Source organism: Micromonospora humida (assembly GCF_016901255.1).
Lineage (GTDB): Bacteria > Actinomycetota > Actinomycetes > Mycobacteriales > Micromonosporaceae > Micromonospora > Micromonospora wenchangensis.
The window spans coordinates 123185-139943 of sequence record NZ_JAFEUC010000005.1; the positions used below are offsets into that span (position 1 = coordinate 123185).

Annotated in this window: 20 protein-coding genes and 1 pseudogene; 16 read left to right on the plus strand and 5 right to left on the minus strand. The window is 70.1% G+C overall.

Annotated elements, in window-relative coordinates; translation table 11 throughout:
* Nucleotides 1–264: 264 nt before the first annotated feature.
* The 9 genes and pseudogenes from JQX11_RS12350 to JQX11_RS32335 form a co-directional block, all read left to right on the plus strand.
* Complete coding sequence (locus JQX11_RS12350; protein ID WP_204925118.1) at nucleotides 265–1674, plus strand: condensation domain-containing protein; 1410 nt, start codon at nucleotides 265–267, stop codon at nucleotides 1672–1674.
* The gene (locus JQX11_RS12355) at nucleotides 1671–2555 is read left to right on the plus strand and encodes a diiron oxygenase (protein ID WP_204925119.1); all 885 of its coding nucleotides are present in this window, start codon (nucleotides 1671–1673) and stop codon (nucleotides 2553–2555) included. The genes JQX11_RS12350 and JQX11_RS12355 overlap by 4 nt, the downstream gene beginning before the upstream one ends.
* 50 nt (nucleotides 2556–2605) lie before the next feature.
* The gene (locus JQX11_RS12360; protein ID WP_204925120.1) at nucleotides 2606–3463 is read left to right on the plus strand and encodes an aminoacyl--tRNA ligase-related protein; all 858 of its coding nucleotides are present in this window, start codon (nucleotides 2606–2608) and stop codon (nucleotides 3461–3463) included.
* Between the two features lie 28 nt (nucleotides 3464–3491).
* On the plus strand, nucleotides 3492–4514 hold the full coding sequence (locus JQX11_RS12365) for an NAD(P)H-dependent flavin oxidoreductase (RefSeq protein ID WP_269756845.1): 1023 nt from the start codon (nucleotides 3492–3494) through the stop codon (nucleotides 4512–4514).
* A gap of 366 nt (nucleotides 4515–4880) precedes the next feature.
* Nucleotides 4881–5123, plus strand: a complete 243-nt coding sequence (locus JQX11_RS12370; protein ID WP_204925121.1) for a hypothetical protein — start codon at nucleotides 4881–4883, stop codon at nucleotides 5121–5123.
* A 125-nt stretch (nucleotides 5124–5248) separates the two neighbouring features.
* On the plus strand, nucleotides 5249–6307 hold the full coding sequence (locus tag JQX11_RS12375) for a hypothetical protein (RefSeq protein WP_204925122.1): 1059 nt from the start codon (nucleotides 5249–5251) through the stop codon (nucleotides 6305–6307).
* 51 nt (nucleotides 6308–6358) lie between these two features.
* A complete protein-coding gene (locus JQX11_RS12380) occupies nucleotides 6359–7099 on the plus strand; it encodes a class I SAM-dependent methyltransferase (RefSeq protein WP_204925123.1) in 741 nt (246 codons plus the stop codon).
* A gap of 173 nt (nucleotides 7100–7272) precedes the next feature.
* On the plus strand, nucleotides 7273–7449 hold the full coding sequence (locus JQX11_RS12385; protein ID WP_204925124.1) for a hypothetical protein: 177 nt from the start codon (nucleotides 7273–7275) through the stop codon (nucleotides 7447–7449).
* Nucleotides 7410–7613: pseudogene (locus JQX11_RS32335) on the plus strand (aldehyde dehydrogenase family protein); the annotation flags it as partial. The gene JQX11_RS12385 and the pseudogene JQX11_RS32335, both read left to right, overlap by 40 nt.
* A gap of 173 nt (nucleotides 7614–7786) precedes the next feature.
* On the opposite strand, the gene JQX11_RS12390 reads toward JQX11_RS32335, so the two are convergent.
* Complete coding sequence (locus tag JQX11_RS12390; protein ID WP_204925125.1) at nucleotides 7787–7978, minus strand: hypothetical protein; 192 nt, start codon at nucleotides 7976–7978, stop codon at nucleotides 7787–7789.
* A gap of 93 nt (nucleotides 7979–8071) precedes the next feature.
* A complete protein-coding gene (locus tag JQX11_RS12395; protein WP_204925126.1) occupies nucleotides 8072–8920 on the minus strand; it encodes a helix-turn-helix transcriptional regulator in 849 nt (282 codons plus the stop codon).
* Between the two features lie 128 nt (nucleotides 8921–9048).
* Here JQX11_RS12395 and JQX11_RS12400 point away from each other — a divergent pair, with 128 nt between their 5' ends.
* The 3 genes from JQX11_RS12400 to JQX11_RS12410 all read left to right on the plus strand — a co-directional run bounded on the left by JQX11_RS12400 (nucleotide 9049) and on the right by JQX11_RS12410 (nucleotide 11758).
* The gene (locus JQX11_RS12400) at nucleotides 9049–10035 is read left to right on the plus strand and encodes an aldo/keto reductase (RefSeq protein WP_204925127.1); all 987 of its coding nucleotides are present in this window, start codon (nucleotides 9049–9051) and stop codon (nucleotides 10033–10035) included.
* A gap of 197 nt (nucleotides 10036–10232) precedes the next feature.
* Nucleotides 10233–10847, plus strand: a complete 615-nt coding sequence (locus JQX11_RS12405) for a TetR/AcrR family transcriptional regulator (protein WP_204925128.1) — start codon at nucleotides 10233–10235, stop codon at nucleotides 10845–10847.
* Complete coding sequence (locus JQX11_RS12410) at nucleotides 10844–11758, plus strand: alpha/beta fold hydrolase (RefSeq protein WP_307826158.1); 915 nt, start codon at nucleotides 10844–10846, stop codon at nucleotides 11756–11758. Before JQX11_RS12405 ends, JQX11_RS12410 begins: the two co-directional genes overlap by 4 nt.
* Before the next feature lie 160 nt (nucleotides 11759–11918).
* Here the strand turns inward: JQX11_RS12410 and JQX11_RS12415 are convergent, their stop codons facing one another.
* A complete protein-coding gene (locus JQX11_RS12415) occupies nucleotides 11919–12353 on the minus strand; it encodes a zinc-binding dehydrogenase (protein WP_204925129.1) in 435 nt (144 codons plus the stop codon).
* A 1-nt stretch (nucleotide 12354) separates the two neighbouring features.
* On the opposite strand from JQX11_RS12415, the gene JQX11_RS12420 reads away from it, so the two are divergent.
* Nucleotides 12355–12618, plus strand: a complete 264-nt coding sequence (locus JQX11_RS12420) for a TetR/AcrR family transcriptional regulator (RefSeq protein ID WP_307826159.1) — start codon at nucleotides 12355–12357, stop codon at nucleotides 12616–12618.
* Between the two features lie 23 nt (nucleotides 12619–12641).
* Here JQX11_RS12420 and JQX11_RS12425 read toward each other — a convergent pair whose 3' ends face one another.
* Nucleotides 12642–13286, minus strand: coding sequence for an O-methyltransferase (locus JQX11_RS12425; RefSeq protein ID WP_204925130.1), 645 nt, complete (start codon nucleotides 13284–13286; stop codon nucleotides 12642–12644).
* 106 nt (nucleotides 13287–13392) lie between these two features.
* On the opposite strand from JQX11_RS12425, the gene JQX11_RS12430 reads away from it, so the two are divergent.
* The 3 genes from JQX11_RS12430 (at nucleotide 13393) to JQX11_RS12440 (ending at nucleotide 15723) form a co-directional block, all read left to right on the plus strand.
* A complete protein-coding gene (locus JQX11_RS12430) occupies nucleotides 13393–14010 on the plus strand; it encodes a TetR/AcrR family transcriptional regulator (protein ID WP_204925131.1) in 618 nt (205 codons plus the stop codon).
* Nucleotides 14011–14109: 99 nt separating this feature from the next.
* Complete coding sequence (locus JQX11_RS33575; RefSeq protein ID WP_372444583.1) at nucleotides 14110–14409, plus strand: hypothetical protein; 300 nt, start codon at nucleotides 14110–14112, stop codon at nucleotides 14407–14409.
* A gap of 45 nt (nucleotides 14410–14454) precedes the next feature.
* Nucleotides 14455–15723: a prolyl oligopeptidase family serine peptidase gene (locus tag JQX11_RS12440; RefSeq protein WP_204925133.1), complete on the plus strand. Its 1269-nt coding sequence runs from the start codon at nucleotides 14455–14457 to the stop codon at nucleotides 15721–15723.
* A gap of 58 nt (nucleotides 15724–15781) precedes the next feature.
* Here JQX11_RS12440 and JQX11_RS12445 read toward each other — a convergent pair whose 3' ends face one another.
* The gene (locus JQX11_RS12445; RefSeq protein WP_204925134.1) at nucleotides 15782–16720 is read right to left on the minus strand and encodes a LysR family transcriptional regulator; all 939 of its coding nucleotides are present in this window, start codon (nucleotides 16718–16720) and stop codon (nucleotides 15782–15784) included.
* Nucleotides 16721–16759: the final 39 nt, after the last annotated feature.

The following is a 16759-nucleotide window of genomic DNA, read 5'->3' on the forward strand; positions in this document are numbered from 1 at the left end:
GATACCGGGCTTGTTCGCTGACGTTTCTGCCCTACCCGGAGACAGTTCGTGCGCGAGCCCAGGGCCGCTCCGAGCCGGGCCTCAGTGTCGAGGCACCCCTCCCCCTTACCAACGCTTTTCTCGTCAGCGCCTGACCGGTATGCCAGATTCTCCGCGTTCCATGCGGCGCCGACCACTCGGCCGTCGTCGCGGCATCGCTCTTCCATCGTCTCGGCACCTCCACCCGCGTCGCCCTGGGCGATGCTTGACCTGAGGAATCTGACAATGCAGGACCCCGGCGCCCATTCGTTGACGTTCCAAGGAAAACGATCCGAAACCGCTCCTATGACGTGGGGTCAACGCGCCATCTGGAAGGCCATTCGCTGGCTCGGTGACGATGCTCACTACTTCAACATCCGCCGTGTCGCGAAGATCCCGGCCGGTATCTCCACCGAACAGGTCGAGACTGTGCTCAGCGCATTCGTCTCACGCCACGAAGTGCTGCGTACCCGCTTCCACGAAGAGGGCGACGGGCCCGTCCAGGAGGTCTGGGCGGAGGGCGCGCTGTCCCTGAAGGTGACGGACGCAGCATCCGCCTCGGCCGATGACGTTGCGGTCGAGCTGGCACGGGAGTTGGTGGGCCTGACCTTCCGCCACGCCGAGGAGTGGCCCTTCCGATGCGCGCTCGTCCTACAGGACGGACGTCCAGCCGTCGCCGTCTTGGTGTTCTCGCACCTGGCTGTCGATTTCTGGGGCGTACGCGAACTGGAGCGCGATCTGCAGCAGCTGCTCGACGGCAGCGGGCCGCCGGAACCGCAGTGGCAGCCGCTCGACCAGGCACGCTTTGAGGCGAAGGGTCCTGGCGCCGCCCGCGGTGCGGCCGCAGCGGAGTACTGGCGTCGAACGCTGCACACCGTGCCGCCGACGCTGTTTCGTACGGTCACCGGCGAGAGTAGACCCGAGCGCTTCGTCCGGCTGGCGATGGACTCCCCCGCCGTCGCGGTCGCCACGACCGTGCTTGCCGAACGATGCCAGGTCAGCACCGGCACCGTGCTGCTGGCCGCCACGGCGGCCGTACTCGGTGCCTACACCGGGCACGACACCGTGGCGCTGCAGCTCATCGCGGTCAACCGGCATGACGAGCGCAGCCGTCGGCTCGTGGCACCCATGGTGGAGAACGCGCTGTTCGCATTGAACGTCGACGACGACACCTTTGAACAGACGGTGCGCCGGACCTTCCTGACCGGAATGAACGCCTACCGTCATGCCCAGTACGACCCGTCGGTCGTCGACGAGATTCTCGACGAGGCGCGCGAACGCAGCCACGGCGCACTCAACCTTGGCTGCTTTTTCAACGACAAACGTATGCACGACCGTTGGGAAAACCTACCGCACACCGACGAGGGCCCGGACGGACTGCGTGCGCTCCTCTGCCGCACCACGGTCACCTTCGTGGGTTCGTGGGAGCGCCAGGACGCCACCTTCTTCCTGCACACCGGATACGCGCCCGACACCTGCCTGCTCTACCTGATGGCCGACACCGAACTGATCCCGCGCCACGACATCGACCTCCTGCTGCGCGCCTTCGAGATTCTCCTGGTCGACAGCGCCACAGGCACTCTCGAACTGGCGGGCTTCCGCTCGACGCGTGCGACGACCAGTACCGAGAAGAAGCTTGGAGAGATCGCCCGATGACCACGAACGCCACCATCTGGGACGACGAGGTAGCCCTCGCCGTCACTCGGCTCACCGCAGCGGCCGAGGACGAGTACTACAACCCCTACCAGACGTTCGAATGGCCCGAGAGCATCCCTGAGAGCGCGCTGTGGATGAGCGAGGATCTGGTGACGGTGTACGGCACCGCAGCCGCCGCAGAGTTGGACCGCGAGCAGTATCTCGCCCTGTCGAAGTGGGAGAGCATCAACTTCTACAGCCTCAACGTGCATGGGATCCGCGAGCTGATGCAAGAGGTGGTACAGCGGATCCACACCCCCGGTTTCGAGATTCCCACCCCGTTCTTCCATCACTTCCTTGGCGAAGAAAACGAGCACATGTGGTTCTTCGCCGAGTTCTGCCTACGCTACGGCGGAAAGCTGTTCACCAACCGGTCCATGGCTTTCCCCCAGGAGCAGCACTCCGCTCTGCTGGACAACTTCATCGTGTTCAGCCGGATCCTGATCTTCGAACAGATCGTCGATCACTTCAACAGCAGGATGGCTGCCGACACCGCCCTCCCGGAGACCATTCGCGCCATCAACCGGGTGCACCACCAGGACGAGTCCCGGCACATCGCCTTCGGTGCTCAACTGGTACGTGCCCTGTGGGTGCGACTGCGTGCGGACGGCGACAGCAAGGAGATCGCCGTGGCCCGTCAGTACGTGGAGAAGTACATCGCGAGTTCGTTACAACAGCTCTACAGCGTGGACGCCTACCGCAACGCGGGAATCCCCGATCCGTTCGCCTTCCGCAGCCGTGTCCTCGCCGACCCTTCCCGCAGCGCCGCCCACGACGCAGTCACGGCCCGCACCGACGCGTTCTACCGTCGGATCGGCCTGTTCAACCAGGCCGCAGCCTGAGCGACTCCGCCGCTCCCTGTCCCGCCCACCTCAACAGGAGCAGGTCACCCATGGCACTGCGCACACCACCCGCCGCCCCGGCCGGGAAACTCACCCTACTGAACCCCGGCCCCGGCCTGGTCGTCCTCGAACCACAGCGAGCCGCACTCCTGCTCGAACTCGACGCCCTGTTCACCGACATGGCCGACGAACTCGGCGCGTCCCCAGTGGTCGGGCCGCCACTTCTGCCCGCGGAGGGCCTGGCCCGGCTCGACTACTTCCGCAACTTCCCGCACCTCGGCGTGACCGCCGCCCGCTTTCCGGACGGTGCGGTCGAGGCCCTGGCGTCCGGGGGTCCGGTGGCGGAGCAGCCGGTTCGACCCACCGGCTACCTGCTGCCGTCGGCCACCTGCTACGGCCTGCTGCTCTCGTTGCAAAGCCAGGACGTCGGCCCAGGACTGAGGCTGACCTCGATCGGCCGCTGCTTCCGCAACGAGGACCACTACGACGGTCTGCGCCGCCTCTGGGGCTTCCATATGCGCGAGATCGTCTACTTCGGCACCGCCGAGGGAGCCCGCGAACACCTGGCCCGCTCGAAGGAGCTGCTGGAGACTCTGGCCGGCCGACTCGGCATCGAACTGTCGTACCAGCCCGCGAGCGACCCGTTCTACGACAAGAGCGGCTCGCGGGCCAAACTGATGGCCCTCGACCCCGTCAAGTATGAGTTCGTCGCCTCCGACGGCACCGCCATCGCGTCGGTGAACAGGCACCGCAACTTCTTCGGCGAACGGCTCGGTATCACCAGCGCCGGCGCTGTCGCACACAGCAGCTGCACTGCTTTCGGTGTCGAACGCTGGATACACGCGATGTTGCAGGCGCACGGCACGCCACAGAAGGCGCTACGGCAGGTCCATGATGTTCGTAGCTGACCTTCCCGATGTTCCGGCTGCGAGGGTGATGGCGGCGGCGGAGCGGGGGGCGCGAGCCCTCGGAGTCGAGTTTCCACTCATTCAGGCAGGCATGGGCGGCATCGCCGGACCGGCGCTTGCGGCAGCGGTCAGCGACAGCGGCGCGCTCGGCACCGTCGCCCTCTACAAGAGCAACCCGGAGCAGAGCGCCGCACTCGTGGTCGACACTGCCGCGCGCACGAGACACACCTTCGCGGTTAACGTGATCCCCGAGGTCGCCGGACGGCTGCTCACCGATCAGGTGGGCGCGCTGCTCGCCAATGCAGACCGGCCACTTCTTCTGAACAGCTACGGCCTGCTCCCCGAGCCGGAGGCGGCACGAGTGCTGGCCGCCGGACACCGCCTGCTGATCCAGGTGGGCACCGCCGCCGACGCCTCGGTCGCGGCCGGACTGGGCGCACACGGCGTGGTGCTCCAGGGCGTCGAGGCCGGCGGCCACCACCTCGGGACGCTGGGCATACGCGAACTGCTCGCCCAGTACGGCCAGGAGCCCGCGGCGTTCGTCGCCGGCGCGATAACCACCGGCACCGACCTGCTCGGTGCCCTGCGGGCCGGTGCGTCCGGCGCGCTGTGCGGCACCGCGTTCGTGGTCACTGCCGAGTCGGCCGCGCACCCCTCCTACAAGGCGGCGCTCCTGCAGGCCGGCCCCGAGGACACCGTCGTTACCGACCGCTTCTCGATCGGCTGGCCGGGACGTGCGCACCGGGTGCTGCGCAGCCCCGTCACCGACGCGCCGCAGCCGCTGCCCGCGACGCTGATCGCCTGGACCAGCGTGATGGGTGAACGCCGACCAGTCCCACGAGGTTCCGCCGCCGCACCCACAGAGGAGGCCGAGGGTCACGTCGAGCAGATGGCCCGGTACGCGGGCCTCGGGTGCGCCGCGCTCCGGACGGTACAGCCGGCCGCAGCCTACGTCGCCGGTTTCCGCGCGGAGTTCACCGCGGCCCTCGCCGCCCTACGCGGAGACGGGACGGCCGCGGCTGTCTTGGTCCCGACCGGGAGGTCGCGATGACCGGATCGCCGCTGCACGCGGCGCTGGAGCAGCCCGCCGGCGCACGCCGCGAATCCTTTCCCGGCCGCGCCGGGACGTCGACCGGGTCCCCGTCCCGTACGTGCGACGACTCGCCGCACCGCACGGCCCACGCGGGCTGGCCAACCATCGCAGCGAACCGGAACAGAGCGCACTGACCCCGTCCGCGGCGGTGCTGCGCCCCGAAGCGGCGTGCCGACGGCCAGCCCTGCGGAGAAGGTCCAGCGGCGTCGACAAGTGGCCACTGACCATCACCCCGGCCGGGGAAGTGAGCCGCCGCCGCTGGTGACCGAACTCCGACTCCTCAGATCCGTCATCCCACCGTTCGACAAACAACATGGAGCAGTCGTGAAGCGGATCGCCGAATGGATCCAGACCAAGAACCCCGAACTCGACCGCGAGCCCAGCCGGACGGAGGACCTGATCGAGGCGCGGCTCATCGACTCCCTGGACTTCCTGGAGTTCATCTACCTGCTCGAAGACCTCTCCGGAAGGCCCATCGACCTGCAAGAGGTGAGCGTCGACGATTTCCGCACCCTGGAACGTATCGAGCACCGCTTCCTGCGTCCCGACGCCGGACCCACGTCGTGACTGTCGCCCCGACGGACCCGGTCGTCAGGTTCGGCAGTTGCGACGCGGAGCACCGGTGGCGGCCCACCGGGTTGGCGCGGCTGCCAGCCCTCCGCGATCCACACGCCGAGCGATTGCTGCGGGGCATGGATGAGCTACAGGCCGTCCTCTGCCGACCCGATGACGTACTACTGACTCACTACCAGCCGCCCGCGGCCTTTGGCGAGGTGATGCGTGCCGCAGGTTTCGGTGCACGGCACCTGCCGGTTCCCGGCGATCTGGCGCTCCCCGTCGAGGAGCGCCTGGCTGTCGTCGGCCTGCCGGCATTCACCGGCGCGAGACCCGAACCGTATGCGGTGCTGCCGGGGACGACCGCTGCGGTCAGAAGCCTCGGACTGGACGCGGCGGTGCCCGACCTGAACGCTGTCCGGCGGGTCAACTCCAAGACCTGGTCGACGCGGCTGGGGCTACCAGGCTCCGGACGGGTCGTCACCTCGCTACAGGAACTGCGCGAGGCGGCGGTCTTGCCGTGCGTGGTCAAAGACCCCTACGGAGTGTCCGGGCAGGGCAATGTCATCCTCGACTCACCCGCGAGACTCGCGTTGGTCGAACGCAGCCTGCGTCGGCGACCTGCGGACAAGATCGAGTTGGTGGTCCAGCCGCTGTACGAACGGTCCGACGACTTCGCCGCGCATCTGACGATCGACCCGGAAGGGGAACTGGTGTGGCACGGCGTCCGCCAGATCCTCAACGTCGGTCACTCCTACCGGGGTTCGTCGTCTCCGACGCCGCACTTGATGCAGCGGCTCGACCGTGCGGAATACCGCGCATGCGTGGAGGCGGTGGCCCGGGCCGCAGCAGCGGAGGGCTACTACGGGCCATTGTCCGTCGACTCGATGACCACCGCGTCGGGGGAGCTGATCCCGGTGCTGGAGGTCAACGCCCGTCTCTCGCCCGGGATGATCGCCCAGCAGTTGGGCGTGCGGTTGCGTCTGGCGTTCGTCCGGGTCGGCGACGACGACTACTTCGAGCGACTGGTCCACCTGCTGGACGATGCGGGACGGCTCGCGACCAGTGGCCGTGACGGCATCCTTCCGCTGGCAGCCAGCACACTGGTTCCTCCTCGCGGTTGGCTCTTCTACGCTGTCTTCGGCGAGGCAGACGCGGAACTCGGGGAGATCACCGAGAGACTGTCCGGGCATTGAACGACACCTGTAGGCAGCACGTCGGATGTGGAGCACAGAGGGCAGACGGGCATGGCTGAGACACGCTACGACAGCGAGGCAGCCGCCGACTATCAGGCGGCTCGGGAGGTCCCACGGGAGGGTCTGGAGGCATGGCGTACCGCGGTGTCCGCAGCGGCCGGTCTCGCACCTGGCATGACGGTGCTCGACGTGGGTGCGGGGACCGGAGCGTTCGCGAGCGCATTCCACGCCTGGTTCGGAGTCCGGGTGCTGGCCGTCGAGCCGGCCGCAGCGATGCGGGCGCTGATTCCTGCGTCTGAGGAGATCCGGGCGCTCGACGGGAAGGCGGAGTCGCTGCCGGTCCCGGACGGCTGCGCGGACGCGGCATGGCTCGGCTCCGTGATCCACCATCTGGACGATCTGGAGGCATCGGCCCGCGAGCTACGCCGGGCACTCAAACCAGGCGCTCCGGTACTCATTCGCAACTCCTTCCCCGGCCGCTGCGACCGGGACCTGCGGGTGCGGTTCTTCCCCGAGACAGCGGAGCTGGTCGACAACTACCCCACCGTCGACCGGGTCTGCGCGGCCTTCGCCACGGCAGGCTTCGCCCAGGTCTCGCTCCGCCCGCTGCCGCAACGCAGCGCACCCACCCTGACTGCCTACGCCGACGGGCTCCGCCGCGCTGCGGACTCCAAGCTCCGCGCCCTCCCCGACGACGTCTACGCCCGCGGCCTCGTCCGACTCCGTGCCGCCGCCGAGGCTGACCCCGCCGAACCTGCCACCAGTTGGATGGACCTCCTCGTCCTGATCTGACCTCGTCGCCGGCCAGGAGAGCCGCGCCGCGGGCTTGGTACTGCTGGAGGATGCGGCGACCCACGACTGTGACGGGGCGCCTCCAGCGCCGAACCGGTCGTGGCCCCCCCAACCGGCGACATCGGGCGGTTGGCGATGGCCCGACCGACACCATGGACGGTCACCGACTCGCCGTGTCCCGGCTGCTGCCGCCAACCGGGCTGCCCCACGCGATTGTGTACCAGACCGCCATGGTGGCCGTCGGCAGTGGCACGTTCCTCAGCGGCAGCATTGTGTTCTTCACCGAGGTGTCCCGGCCCCACCCGGTGAAGAGCACGGTAAGACGGTTGAGGACGCGCGCGGCGAAGTGATCCGAGGCCGCGAGGTGATCGAGTACGCCTGTGGCATCCCGGAACTGCTCAGGGACACCTAGTCCGACCAGGTCTCCACCGGCGTGGACTCGTACTCCCTGCGGGCGCCACTCGGGGTGTGCGCGGGGGTCACACCGTTCAACTTCCCCGCCATGGTGCTACTTACCACTTTCAGCGTATGGAAGGCGTCATTCTTCGACGACACCCACATCCACGGTCCGGAGGGGTGCCATTCAACGCCCGGGGCACGGTCGTCACCAGTCGGTGGCCGGCCCAGGCCGAGACGTCTCCCTCGGACCTCCGCTTTCCTACCGCGACATGACGACGGCGCAGTGAGTCAATCGCTCGCACCGCGCTGTGGCCGGGTACAGCGATACGGCTTCACCGTCGTGTCCGGTGACCAGGAAAACCAGTTGGGCCCCGGCGAAGCCGCGAAGTTCGACACCGCGTCCCGCACCAGATCGGCTACGCCGGCCCTCAGGCCGCGGAACTGCTCACGCTCCTCAGCGCCCAGGGCGAACGCGCCCACCTTTCTCCTCCCCGACCTCGCCCGGGTGAACGACCTAGCTCGGGAGCAGACGCTTCACCCGAGCCGGGTCGAGGGTGGAAGCGTTCATCGCCGTCAGTGGGGCACGCCGGTCGGGAACTCCTCGACTCCCAGCACGCGCAGCAGCTCAAGCCGCTCCCGGGCTTCGGCGTCGGCCGGGGTCAGCACCAGCAGTTGCTGGCCGAGGTCGGGGGTGACCAGGGTTTCGCAGTCCATCGTGATGCGGCCCACGCGCGGGTGGATGAACGTCTTGCGGTCGGCCCGGCGTACCGCCACCTCGTGCTCGGCCCACAGCCGCCGGAAGTCCTCGCTGGCCGCCCGTAACCGGGAGATCAGGCCGGTCACGGTCGGGTCGCCGGCCCGCCGGCCGGCCACCGCGCGCAGGTCGGCGACCTGCTGGCGGGCGTGCCGCTGCCACTCCCCCGGGTCGTGCAGGTCGCGGACGGTCGGGTCGGTGAAGTAGCGGTAGGCGACGTAGCGGCGGTCGCCGGTCAGCCCGGTGTGGTCTCCGCTGAGCAGGACCGACATGCGGTTCTGCGCCAGGACCTCGCCGAGGTCGGACAGGACCATGGCGGGGGTGTCGCCCACCAGGTCGAGCAGCCGGACCAGGCCGGCCCGGGCCAGGCGGGCGGTGCCCTCGGCGGGCGGCGGCTGGTGGCCGGCCAGGTGGAACAGGTGGTTGCGCTCGTCGTCGGTCAGGCGCAGGGCGCGGGCCAGGGCACCGAGCAGCTGGGTGGACGGCTGGCTGCTGCGGCCCTGTTCGAGGCGGACGACGTAGTCGACGGACATGCCGGCGAGCATGGCGACCTCCTCGCGACGCAGGCCGGCGGTGCGGCGGCGGGGGCCGTCGGGGATGCCGACCTCTGCGGGGCGGATGGCCTCGCGCCGACGCCGCAGGAAGTCGGCGAGCTGCTCACGCTGCATGCCTCCATGCTGCCGCGGGGCCGGGCACCGAGCCAGGGATTGGCGCTCCCACGACAAGCGCTCCGCTGCCGGCGGGCCGGGAAGCGGAGCAGGGTGGGAGCCGGATCGACCGACGAGGGAGAGTTGCGATGCAGACACGCAGGTTGGGTGACACGGGTCCCACGGTTTCCGCGGTGGGGCTGGGGGCGATGAGCATGTCGGGCACGTACGGCCCGGCCGATCGTGGGGAGAGCATCGCCACCGTACGGGCCGCGCTGGACGCGGGGGTCACGCTGGTGGACACGGGCGACTTCTACGGCATGGGGCACAACGAGCTACTGTTGTCGGAGGCGTTGCGGGGACGCGACCGGGACAGCTACCTGCTGAGTGTGAAGTTCGGGCAGCAGGTGGGGCCGGGCATGCGGTTCGCCGGTCAGGACTCCCGCCCGGATTCGGTGCGCAACTTCCTGAACTACTCGCTGACCCGGCTCGGCGTCGACCACGTGGACATCTACCGCCCGGCCCGGCTCGACCGGTCGGTGCCGATCGAGGACACGGTCGGCGCGATCAAGGACATGATCGACGCCGGTTACGTGCGGTACGTGGGGCTGTCCGAGGTCGACGCGCAGACCGTCAGGCGGGCGCACGCCGTACACCCGGTTGCCGACCTCCAGATCGAGTACTCGCTGCTGTCGCGGGCGGTCGAGGCCGACGTGCTGCCCACGCTGCGGGAGCTGGGCATCGGGCTGACCGCGTACGGGGTGCTGGGACGTGGTCTGCTGTCGGGGAACTGGGTGCCGGGGCGGGCGGAAGATCCGCGTAACCATGCTCCCCGCTTCTCCGCTGAGAACGCGTCGCACAACCTCGCTCTGGTGGAGGCGTTGCGGCGGGTCGCCGACGCGAAGGGGTGCACGGTGGCCCAGTCGGCGATCGCGTGGGTGGCGGCGCAGGACCCGTCCATCGTCGCGCTGGTCGGTGCGCGTACCCGGCAGCGGCTGGCCGAGGCGTTGCCGGCGCTGGACGTGGAGCTGTCGGCCGGTGATCTCGAAGAGATCGAGAGGGCCGTGCCGAAGGGCGCGGCGCGCGGTGACCGCTACCCGGCGGGCTTCATGGCGAGCCTCGGCGTCGGCAACTGACGCCCCGACGTGCGGCCGTGACCGGGTAGGCCGGGGGTCCCGGGCGCTGGCGACGACCGGGGGCACGAGGCGGGCGGGGGCACCCGTCGACGGTCCCGACATTCTGAGATACGATACGACACGTGGCGTATCGAAATAATGAGTCGTCAGCGACCCGGGGCCGACCGCGCGACGCTGAGCTGGAGCGGCGGATCACCATGGCCGTTCTCGGGATCCTCGCCGAGGACGGGTACGAGGACGTGACCTTCGAGGCGGTGGCCCGCCGCTGCCAGACGTCGAAGGCCAGCCTGTACCGGCGATGGGGATCCAAGCGGGACATGGTGATCGCCGCGGTGAAGGCGGGACCCGCCCGGCACGCGACGTCCCCGCTGCCGCAGGGAGCCACCCTGCGCGAGGACCTGCTGACCCTGGCCCGGCGGCTGGATCGCACGATGGCCGCCGGCGACACCGGCACCGCGTTGATGCTGCTGCAGGCCGGGCTGAAGGACCCCGAACTGTGCGACGCCATCGAGAACTCCACGGGCCCCACGGGGGCCAGGCTGCCGCAGGCGGTCATCGACGCCGCCGTCGCCCGCGGCGAACTGCCCGCCGGCGCGAGCCCGTTCGCCTTCGAGGAGGTCGTCGGATCGGTGCTGCTGCTCCGGCACGCGAACGGGCTCGCGGTCGACGACGCCTACCTGTCCGCACTCGTGGACACCGTGATCATCCCGGCGCTCGTCGCCTCCGCTGACAGCGTCACCACGTTGCCCGCCGGCCTCTTCTCCGGCCATCCCGAAACCCGCACCACCGACCCGATCCAGGAGGAATCGTGACCACAGCATTCGTGATCGACAACGTCACCTACCGCACGCTCGCCGGCGCCGGCGGCGTGGAACTCAACGTCGCCGTCGGCGGCCGGGGGCCGGCCGTCGTGCTGCTCCACGGCTTCCCGCAGACCCACTACATGTGGCGTCACGTCGCCGGGAAGCTCGCGACCGACCACACCGTCATCGTTCCCGACCTGCGCGGTTACGGAGCCAGCGGCAAGCCCGTCGCCGACGACCCGGACACCTACTCCAAGCGCACGATGGGCAACGACGTGATCGCCATCACCCGTCAGCTCGGCTTCGACCACTTCGGGCTCATCGGCCACGACCGCGGTGCTCTCGTCGCCGTCCGCGCCGGCCTCGACCACCCCGAGGCGGTGCGCTACCTCGGCATCCTCGACGTCCTGCCGACCCTGGACACGTGGGCTGTCCTGCGCGGCGTCGACGCCAAGGTCGCCTGGCACCTCTACCTCATGGCCCAGCCGGCCGGCCTCCCCGAGAAGATGATCGCCGCCGTCGGTCCCGAGTTCTTCGGCTCCTTCCTCGACGCCTGGGACCCCACCGGCACCACCTTCACCCGCGACGAGCGCGACCACTACGTCGACAGCTCCGTCGCCGCCATCGACTCGATCGTGGCCGACTACCGCGCGACGGCCGGCATCGACCTCGACATGGACATCGCCGACCGGGAACGCGGCGCACACCTCACGATGCCCGTCGGTGTCATCTCCCAGGACTGGGGCGCCCAGCTCGGCTTCGACGCCTCCGCGCTCTGGCGCGCCTGGGCGCCGGACCTCACCTACCAGGCCACCACCAGCGGCCACTTCATGGCCGAGGAGAACCCTGACGAGATCGTCACGTTCATCACCGCGCTGGCCGGGCGCGCTCCTGCCACCGGGCACCGGACCGTGGGATGAGATTGGCGAGCCGCACGTCTGGCCGCGCGAGGAACGGCGCCTGCGCCCGCACCACTGCCACGGTCAGGCGTGCCGCGGTGTCCCGCCCCCGGGCGGCGGCCGACGGGTGGAACCCCTCGGCGGCCGGCGCGGGCGCGGCTCCGCCGGCGTCGGTGGTGTCTCAGTCGAGGTCGGCGAGGTCCAGCACGAAGCGGTAGCGGACGTCGCCGCGTTCGAGCCGGTCGAAGGCCTGCCGGATCTGGGCGGAGGGCAGCAGTTCGATGTCGGCGGTGATGCCGTGCTCGGCGGCGAAGGACAGCAGTTCGGTCGTGTGCCTGGTGCCGCCGGTGCCCGAGGAGCTGAGTTTCTTGCGACCGAAGCTCAGCTCCATGAGGTTCACCGGCGTCTGCATGGGGAAGCCCAGCACGCTGAGGGTGCCCTCCAGGGTCAGCAACCGCAGCAACGGCGACAGGTCGTGCGGGCCGCAGATGGTGTCCAGGATGAGGTCGAAGCGGCTGGCGGCCCGCGCGAGCTGGGCGTCGTCGGTGGTGACGAGCAGATCGACAGCGCCGAGCTCACGGGCGTCGTCGGCCTTGCCGGGGGTACGACTGAGCACCGTGACCGCCAAAGGCGCAGCCGCCGGCCGCCGCATCCTGGACGCCGCCGCCGAGTTCGCCGAACGAGGCATCGCCGGAGCCCGCATCGACCGCAACACGGCCACGGCCCGCACGAACAAGGCCCAGGTGTACGGCTACTTCGGCAACAAGGACGGCCTGTTCGACGCCGTCATCGCCGACCAGCTCATGAGTGCGGTCGCGTTCGATCTCCTGGCCGCGTGCGTCCGGGACGCGATCTCACCGGGCACCGCGCCGCCGGACTGACCCCGGCCACCCCGGTTCCCTGGTCAGCGGCCCGTCCAGCAGCTGAGTTCCATGCCGTCCTCGACCGGGAAGTCGACGCTGACGTAGCCGTTGTCCGGGTCGCGGACGTAGGCGACGTAGTCGCTCATCGATTCGAACGTGGAGTCGTCGCCGACAACCAGGGCACCCGGGGCGAGCCGCGCCTCGAGCAGACGCAGGACGGGCAGGCACATCTCCTTCCAGCCGTCGAGCAGCGCCAGGCCGATCGGACCGCCGACCGTGCCGAGGGTGGTCAGCGCGTCGCCCTCGAGCACGGTCACGACGTCGCTCAATCCGGCCTCCTCCAGGTTGGCGCGGGCCGCCTTCACCTTGGTCGCGCTGAGCTCGGTCGTCGTGACGTGCCCGACCCCGTTGTCGCGCACGGCTGCGGCGAGGTGGAGCGTCGAGATCCCGTACGAGGTGCCGAACTCGACCACCGTCTGCGGTCGGACCGCGCGGACCAGGGCGTAGAGCAGGTCACCGCCCCGGGCCGAGATCGGCATGTAGACGTCTTCGAGCAGATCGGCACGTTCCCGGGCGGTGGCCGTGGGTGCGGGCCGACCCGGCGAGCGCTCGTCGTCGCGCTCGGCCTCGGTGAACAGCCGGTCGATCAGGTCGCGGACCGCCGGGTCGTGCAGTGTCGTCGTCATGGAAGGTAGGTTAGACGCAACGTTGCGTCTAGGGAAGACGTGGGTCTTGTAGCGTCTCGGAAGACGTGGATCACCCGGGAGACACCTCACGGGAAAGGAGCGCTCGATGCATCGCGGCAACCGGCACGGCCGCAGCGAGGCGGCCCGCGAGGCCGTGCTCCAGGCGGCGGACGACCTCGTCGCCGAGATCGGCTACGCCAGGGTCACCATCGAGGGCATCGCCGCCCGGGCCGGCGTCGCCAAGCAGACGATCTACCGGTGGTGGCGCTCCAAGACCGACATCCTGGTCGACGCGTTCACCGCCGACAGCGCCCAGGAACTCACCCTGCCCGACACCGGCGCCTTCCGCACCGACCTGCGCGCCCACCTCGATGAGCTGGTCCGCTTCCTGGAGGTGTCCGACTCGGGCGCGGTGTTCCGGGCCCTGGCCGGTCAGGCCCAGCACGACCCCGAACTGGCCACCCGGCTACGTGCGGAGGTTCTGCCACGGCTGCGCGCCCGCGACCGCGTGCCGTTCGACCGGGCGGCCAGCCGGGGCGAACTGCCCGCCGACGCGGACGTCGACCTGCTCGTCGACCAGGTGGTCGGGCCGATCCACTTCCGGGTGCTCGTGACGGGCGAACCCGTGACACCCGCGCTGCTGGACGCGCTGGTCACCCTGGCGGCCCGGCAGCAGCCCGAGGCGTCAGCCCGCCCGGAGCAGCCGGGCGGGGCAGCCACCTAAGTCCGGGTCGGGGCCGGTCGTCCCCTGACCCACCGTCGGGTGTCCCGGCCTGTTCCCTGCGCCAGGTACCGCTAGGCCACGACGACGACCTCGCGGGAGCTGCACGACGTGGTGGCGCACCACATCGGCGGCATGGTGGTGCAGGCCCTGGCGACGCAGGCCGTGGCCGTACCCGATCCCGACGCGGGTGCTGCCGGTGGTCGAACGTGCCGGCGCGGACGCCCTGTCGCCGATGCGAGGGATGGTCGCCATGCTGGAGGAGGCCGACGGGGAACCGGCGACGCCGAGCGGGCCGGGTGCCCGGTGCGGGCTGGCAGGTGCTCGCGGACGCGCCGCTGCGGACGGAGCGAGTGGTGGAGGCGCCGCACACCGGTTGCCAGCGGATCTCCCCGACGCTAGGTTGACCCTCTATCGACAGATGTCTACGTAGTTGTCGGGGGTCGCATGTCCGCGTCGGTCACTCGCCGCACCGTCCTGGCCGGTGGCGCCGGCGCCGCCATCGGCCTCGCGCTGCCCGGCCCCGCCGCCCACGCCGCCAAGGGCCACCACCTGACCAGTGTCAGCTTCACCCTCGACGCGACGACGCTGGACGGCGGCGAACAGGTCACCTCGGTCACTCTCGACACCCGCCGGCTCGGGCCGATCGACCCCGCCGGGCTGCACCCCGACACGTTCACCGTGCATGCCCGGGCCACCAGCCCGATCCCCATCGCTCCGGGCGACCTGATCTTCAGCGAGTACGACCTGGACCGTACGGTGACCGCAGCCCGGCTCGACCGGCACGGGAACATCGTGCTCGACCTGAGCCACGGCGAGGGTCAACTCGGCGGTGGCACCCTCGGTTACATCCTGAGCAAGGGGCGCAACGTCCGGCTGGACCTCGTCTACACCATCACGCAGAACACCCCGCTCCTGCGGCGTCACGGCCCACCCGTCACCATCACCGGCTTCGTGCAGGGGCGGCTGTCGAACCCCGAGGTGGACGCCTTCAGCCACCACGTCTCGGGGTCGGGCATGAAGTACCGGTTGTACTCCCCGAAGCGTTCACCGGGTCGGGGCCGGCGACCGCTGATCCTCTGGCTGCACGGCGCCGGCGAGGGCGCCTCCCTGCCCGACGGCTACTACGACAACGAGACCACGCTGCGCGCCAACCGGGGCGCGTTGGGTTTCGCCACCCCGCAGGCCCAACGGATCTTCGCCGGCGCGTACGTCGTGGCCCCGCAGAGCACCTCCTACTGGATGGAGGACGGTCCCCGGTTCGCCCCGCTGATCCGCGACATCGTCGACGACCTCGTCCGTCGTGAGCACGTCGACCCCGACCGGATCCACGTGGTCGGCTGCAGCAACGGCGGCTACATGTCCCTGAAGATGACAGTCGCCTACCCCGACCTGTTCGCCGCGTCGGTGCCGATCTGCGGCGTCGTCGAGCCGCTCGGTGGCGAGGGTCCGCCGCTGGTCACCGACGCGGAGCTGGCGGCGATCGACACCCCGACCTGGCTGGTCACCTCGCGCGACGACGACACCGTGCCACCGGAGACCAACACGGTCCACGCCCACGACCTCATCCCGGGCTCACTGATCACCCTGTACGACCACGTCGTCTGGAACGGCTACCAGTTCCCCGGCCACTTCTCCTGGATCTACGTGGCCCGCAACGACCCGAGCGTCGACGGCACCCACCTCTGGCAGTGGATGTCCCGCCGCCACCGGTGATCGGCCACGTCCGCACCCGCCGACAGCGCGGGCACGTACGCGGCCTGATACCCAGGTCCTATTCCTCTCGGTCGGGGCGGAACACGTGACGCACGGCGGCACGCAGCCACTGGTGGGCACCGTCGACGCTGTGCCGCGGGTGCCAGGCCATGCCGATCGTCAGCGGTGGCAGCGGCAACGGAATGTCCAACAGGCGCAGCCCCAGCGTGTGCGCCGCGTCGCTGAGCCGTGACGAAGGTTCACCCGGCAGTGCGGTCGGCACCAGGCAGACCACGTCCTCGGCTGCGGCCAGCATCATCGCGGCCAGGTGTCCGGGCAGGACGGCGCCGACCCGCCGGCTGAGCCCCTGCGCGGCCAGGGCCGTGTCCAGCGGTCCGCTGAAGCGTCCGCGACGGCTGACCGCCACGTGCTCGGCCGCCGCGAGCCGGGCGGCCGTCAGGGTTCCCTCGGTGAGTGGGTGCCCGGCCCTGACACCGGCCGCCATCCGCAGGGTGACGAGTTCTTCGACGTGGGTCTCCGGGTCGACGTGGTCGATGGCCCCGACTTCCAGGTCGATCCGTCCGTCACGCAGCGCGGGGCCCGCCTCCCACTCCTCGGCCAGCACCCGCAGCGAAACGCCCGGCGCCCGCTGTCGGGCGAACCGGAGCAGCCCGGGCGCGACTGCGGCACCGACCAGGTCCGCGGCCTGGACGGTGAAGGTGCGCCGCAGTGCCGCGGGATCGATTCCGCCGCTCGGGGCGAGCAACGCCTCCAGCCGGCGTACCACCGCGGCGGCCTCGTCGCGCAGCGCCTCGGCGCGCGGCGTGGGCACCATCCGCTGTCCGGCCCGGACCAGGAGTGGATCCCGGAGTACCCGGCGCAACCGGGCCAGGGTACGGCTCATCGCCGCGGGGGAGGTCTGTAGCCGCGCGGCGGCGCGGGTGACGCTCTGCTCGGTCAGTAGGGCGTCGAGAGCGATGGCGAGGTTGGCATCGAGGCTCGGGGGTGGGCTGCTCACCGTAGTTATTCCACCTCAGGCAATGATTGGATGCTGAAG

Coding starts and splice junctions, on each gene's coding strand:
- JQX11_RS12350 (WP_204925118.1), top strand. CDS start 265: ATGCAGGACCCCGGCGCCCATTCGTTGACGTTCCAAGGAAAACGATCC.
- JQX11_RS12355 (WP_204925119.1), top strand. CDS start 1,671: ATGACCACGAACGCCACCATCTGGGACGACGAGGTAGCCCTCGCCGTC.
- JQX11_RS12360 (WP_204925120.1), top strand. CDS start 2,606: ATGGCACTGCGCACACCACCCGCCGCCCCGGCCGGGAAACTCACCCTA.
- JQX11_RS12365 (WP_269756845.1), top strand. CDS start 3,492: ATGGCGGCGGCGGAGCGGGGGGCGCGAGCCCTCGGAGTCGAGTTTCCA.
- JQX11_RS12375 (WP_204925122.1), top strand. CDS start 5,249: ATGGATGAGCTACAGGCCGTCCTCTGCCGACCCGATGACGTACTACTG.
- JQX11_RS12380 (WP_204925123.1), top strand. CDS start 6,359: ATGGCTGAGACACGCTACGACAGCGAGGCAGCCGCCGACTATCAGGCG.
- JQX11_RS12395 (WP_204925126.1), bottom strand. CDS start 8,920: ATGCAGCGTGAGCAGCTCGCCGACTTCCTGCGGCGTCGGCGCGAGGCC.
- JQX11_RS12400 (WP_204925127.1), top strand. CDS start 9,049: ATGCAGACACGCAGGTTGGGTGACACGGGTCCCACGGTTTCCGCGGTG.
- JQX11_RS12405 (WP_204925128.1), top strand. CDS start 10,233: ATGGCCGTTCTCGGGATCCTCGCCGAGGACGGGTACGAGGACGTGACC.
- JQX11_RS12425 (WP_204925130.1), bottom strand. CDS start 13,286: ATGACGACGACACTGCACGACCCGGCGGTCCGCGACCTGATCGACCGG.
- JQX11_RS12430 (WP_204925131.1), top strand. CDS start 13,393: ATGCATCGCGGCAACCGGCACGGCCGCAGCGAGGCGGCCCGCGAGGCC.
- JQX11_RS12440 (WP_204925133.1), top strand. CDS start 14,455: ATGTCCGCGTCGGTCACTCGCCGCACCGTCCTGGCCGGTGGCGCCGGC.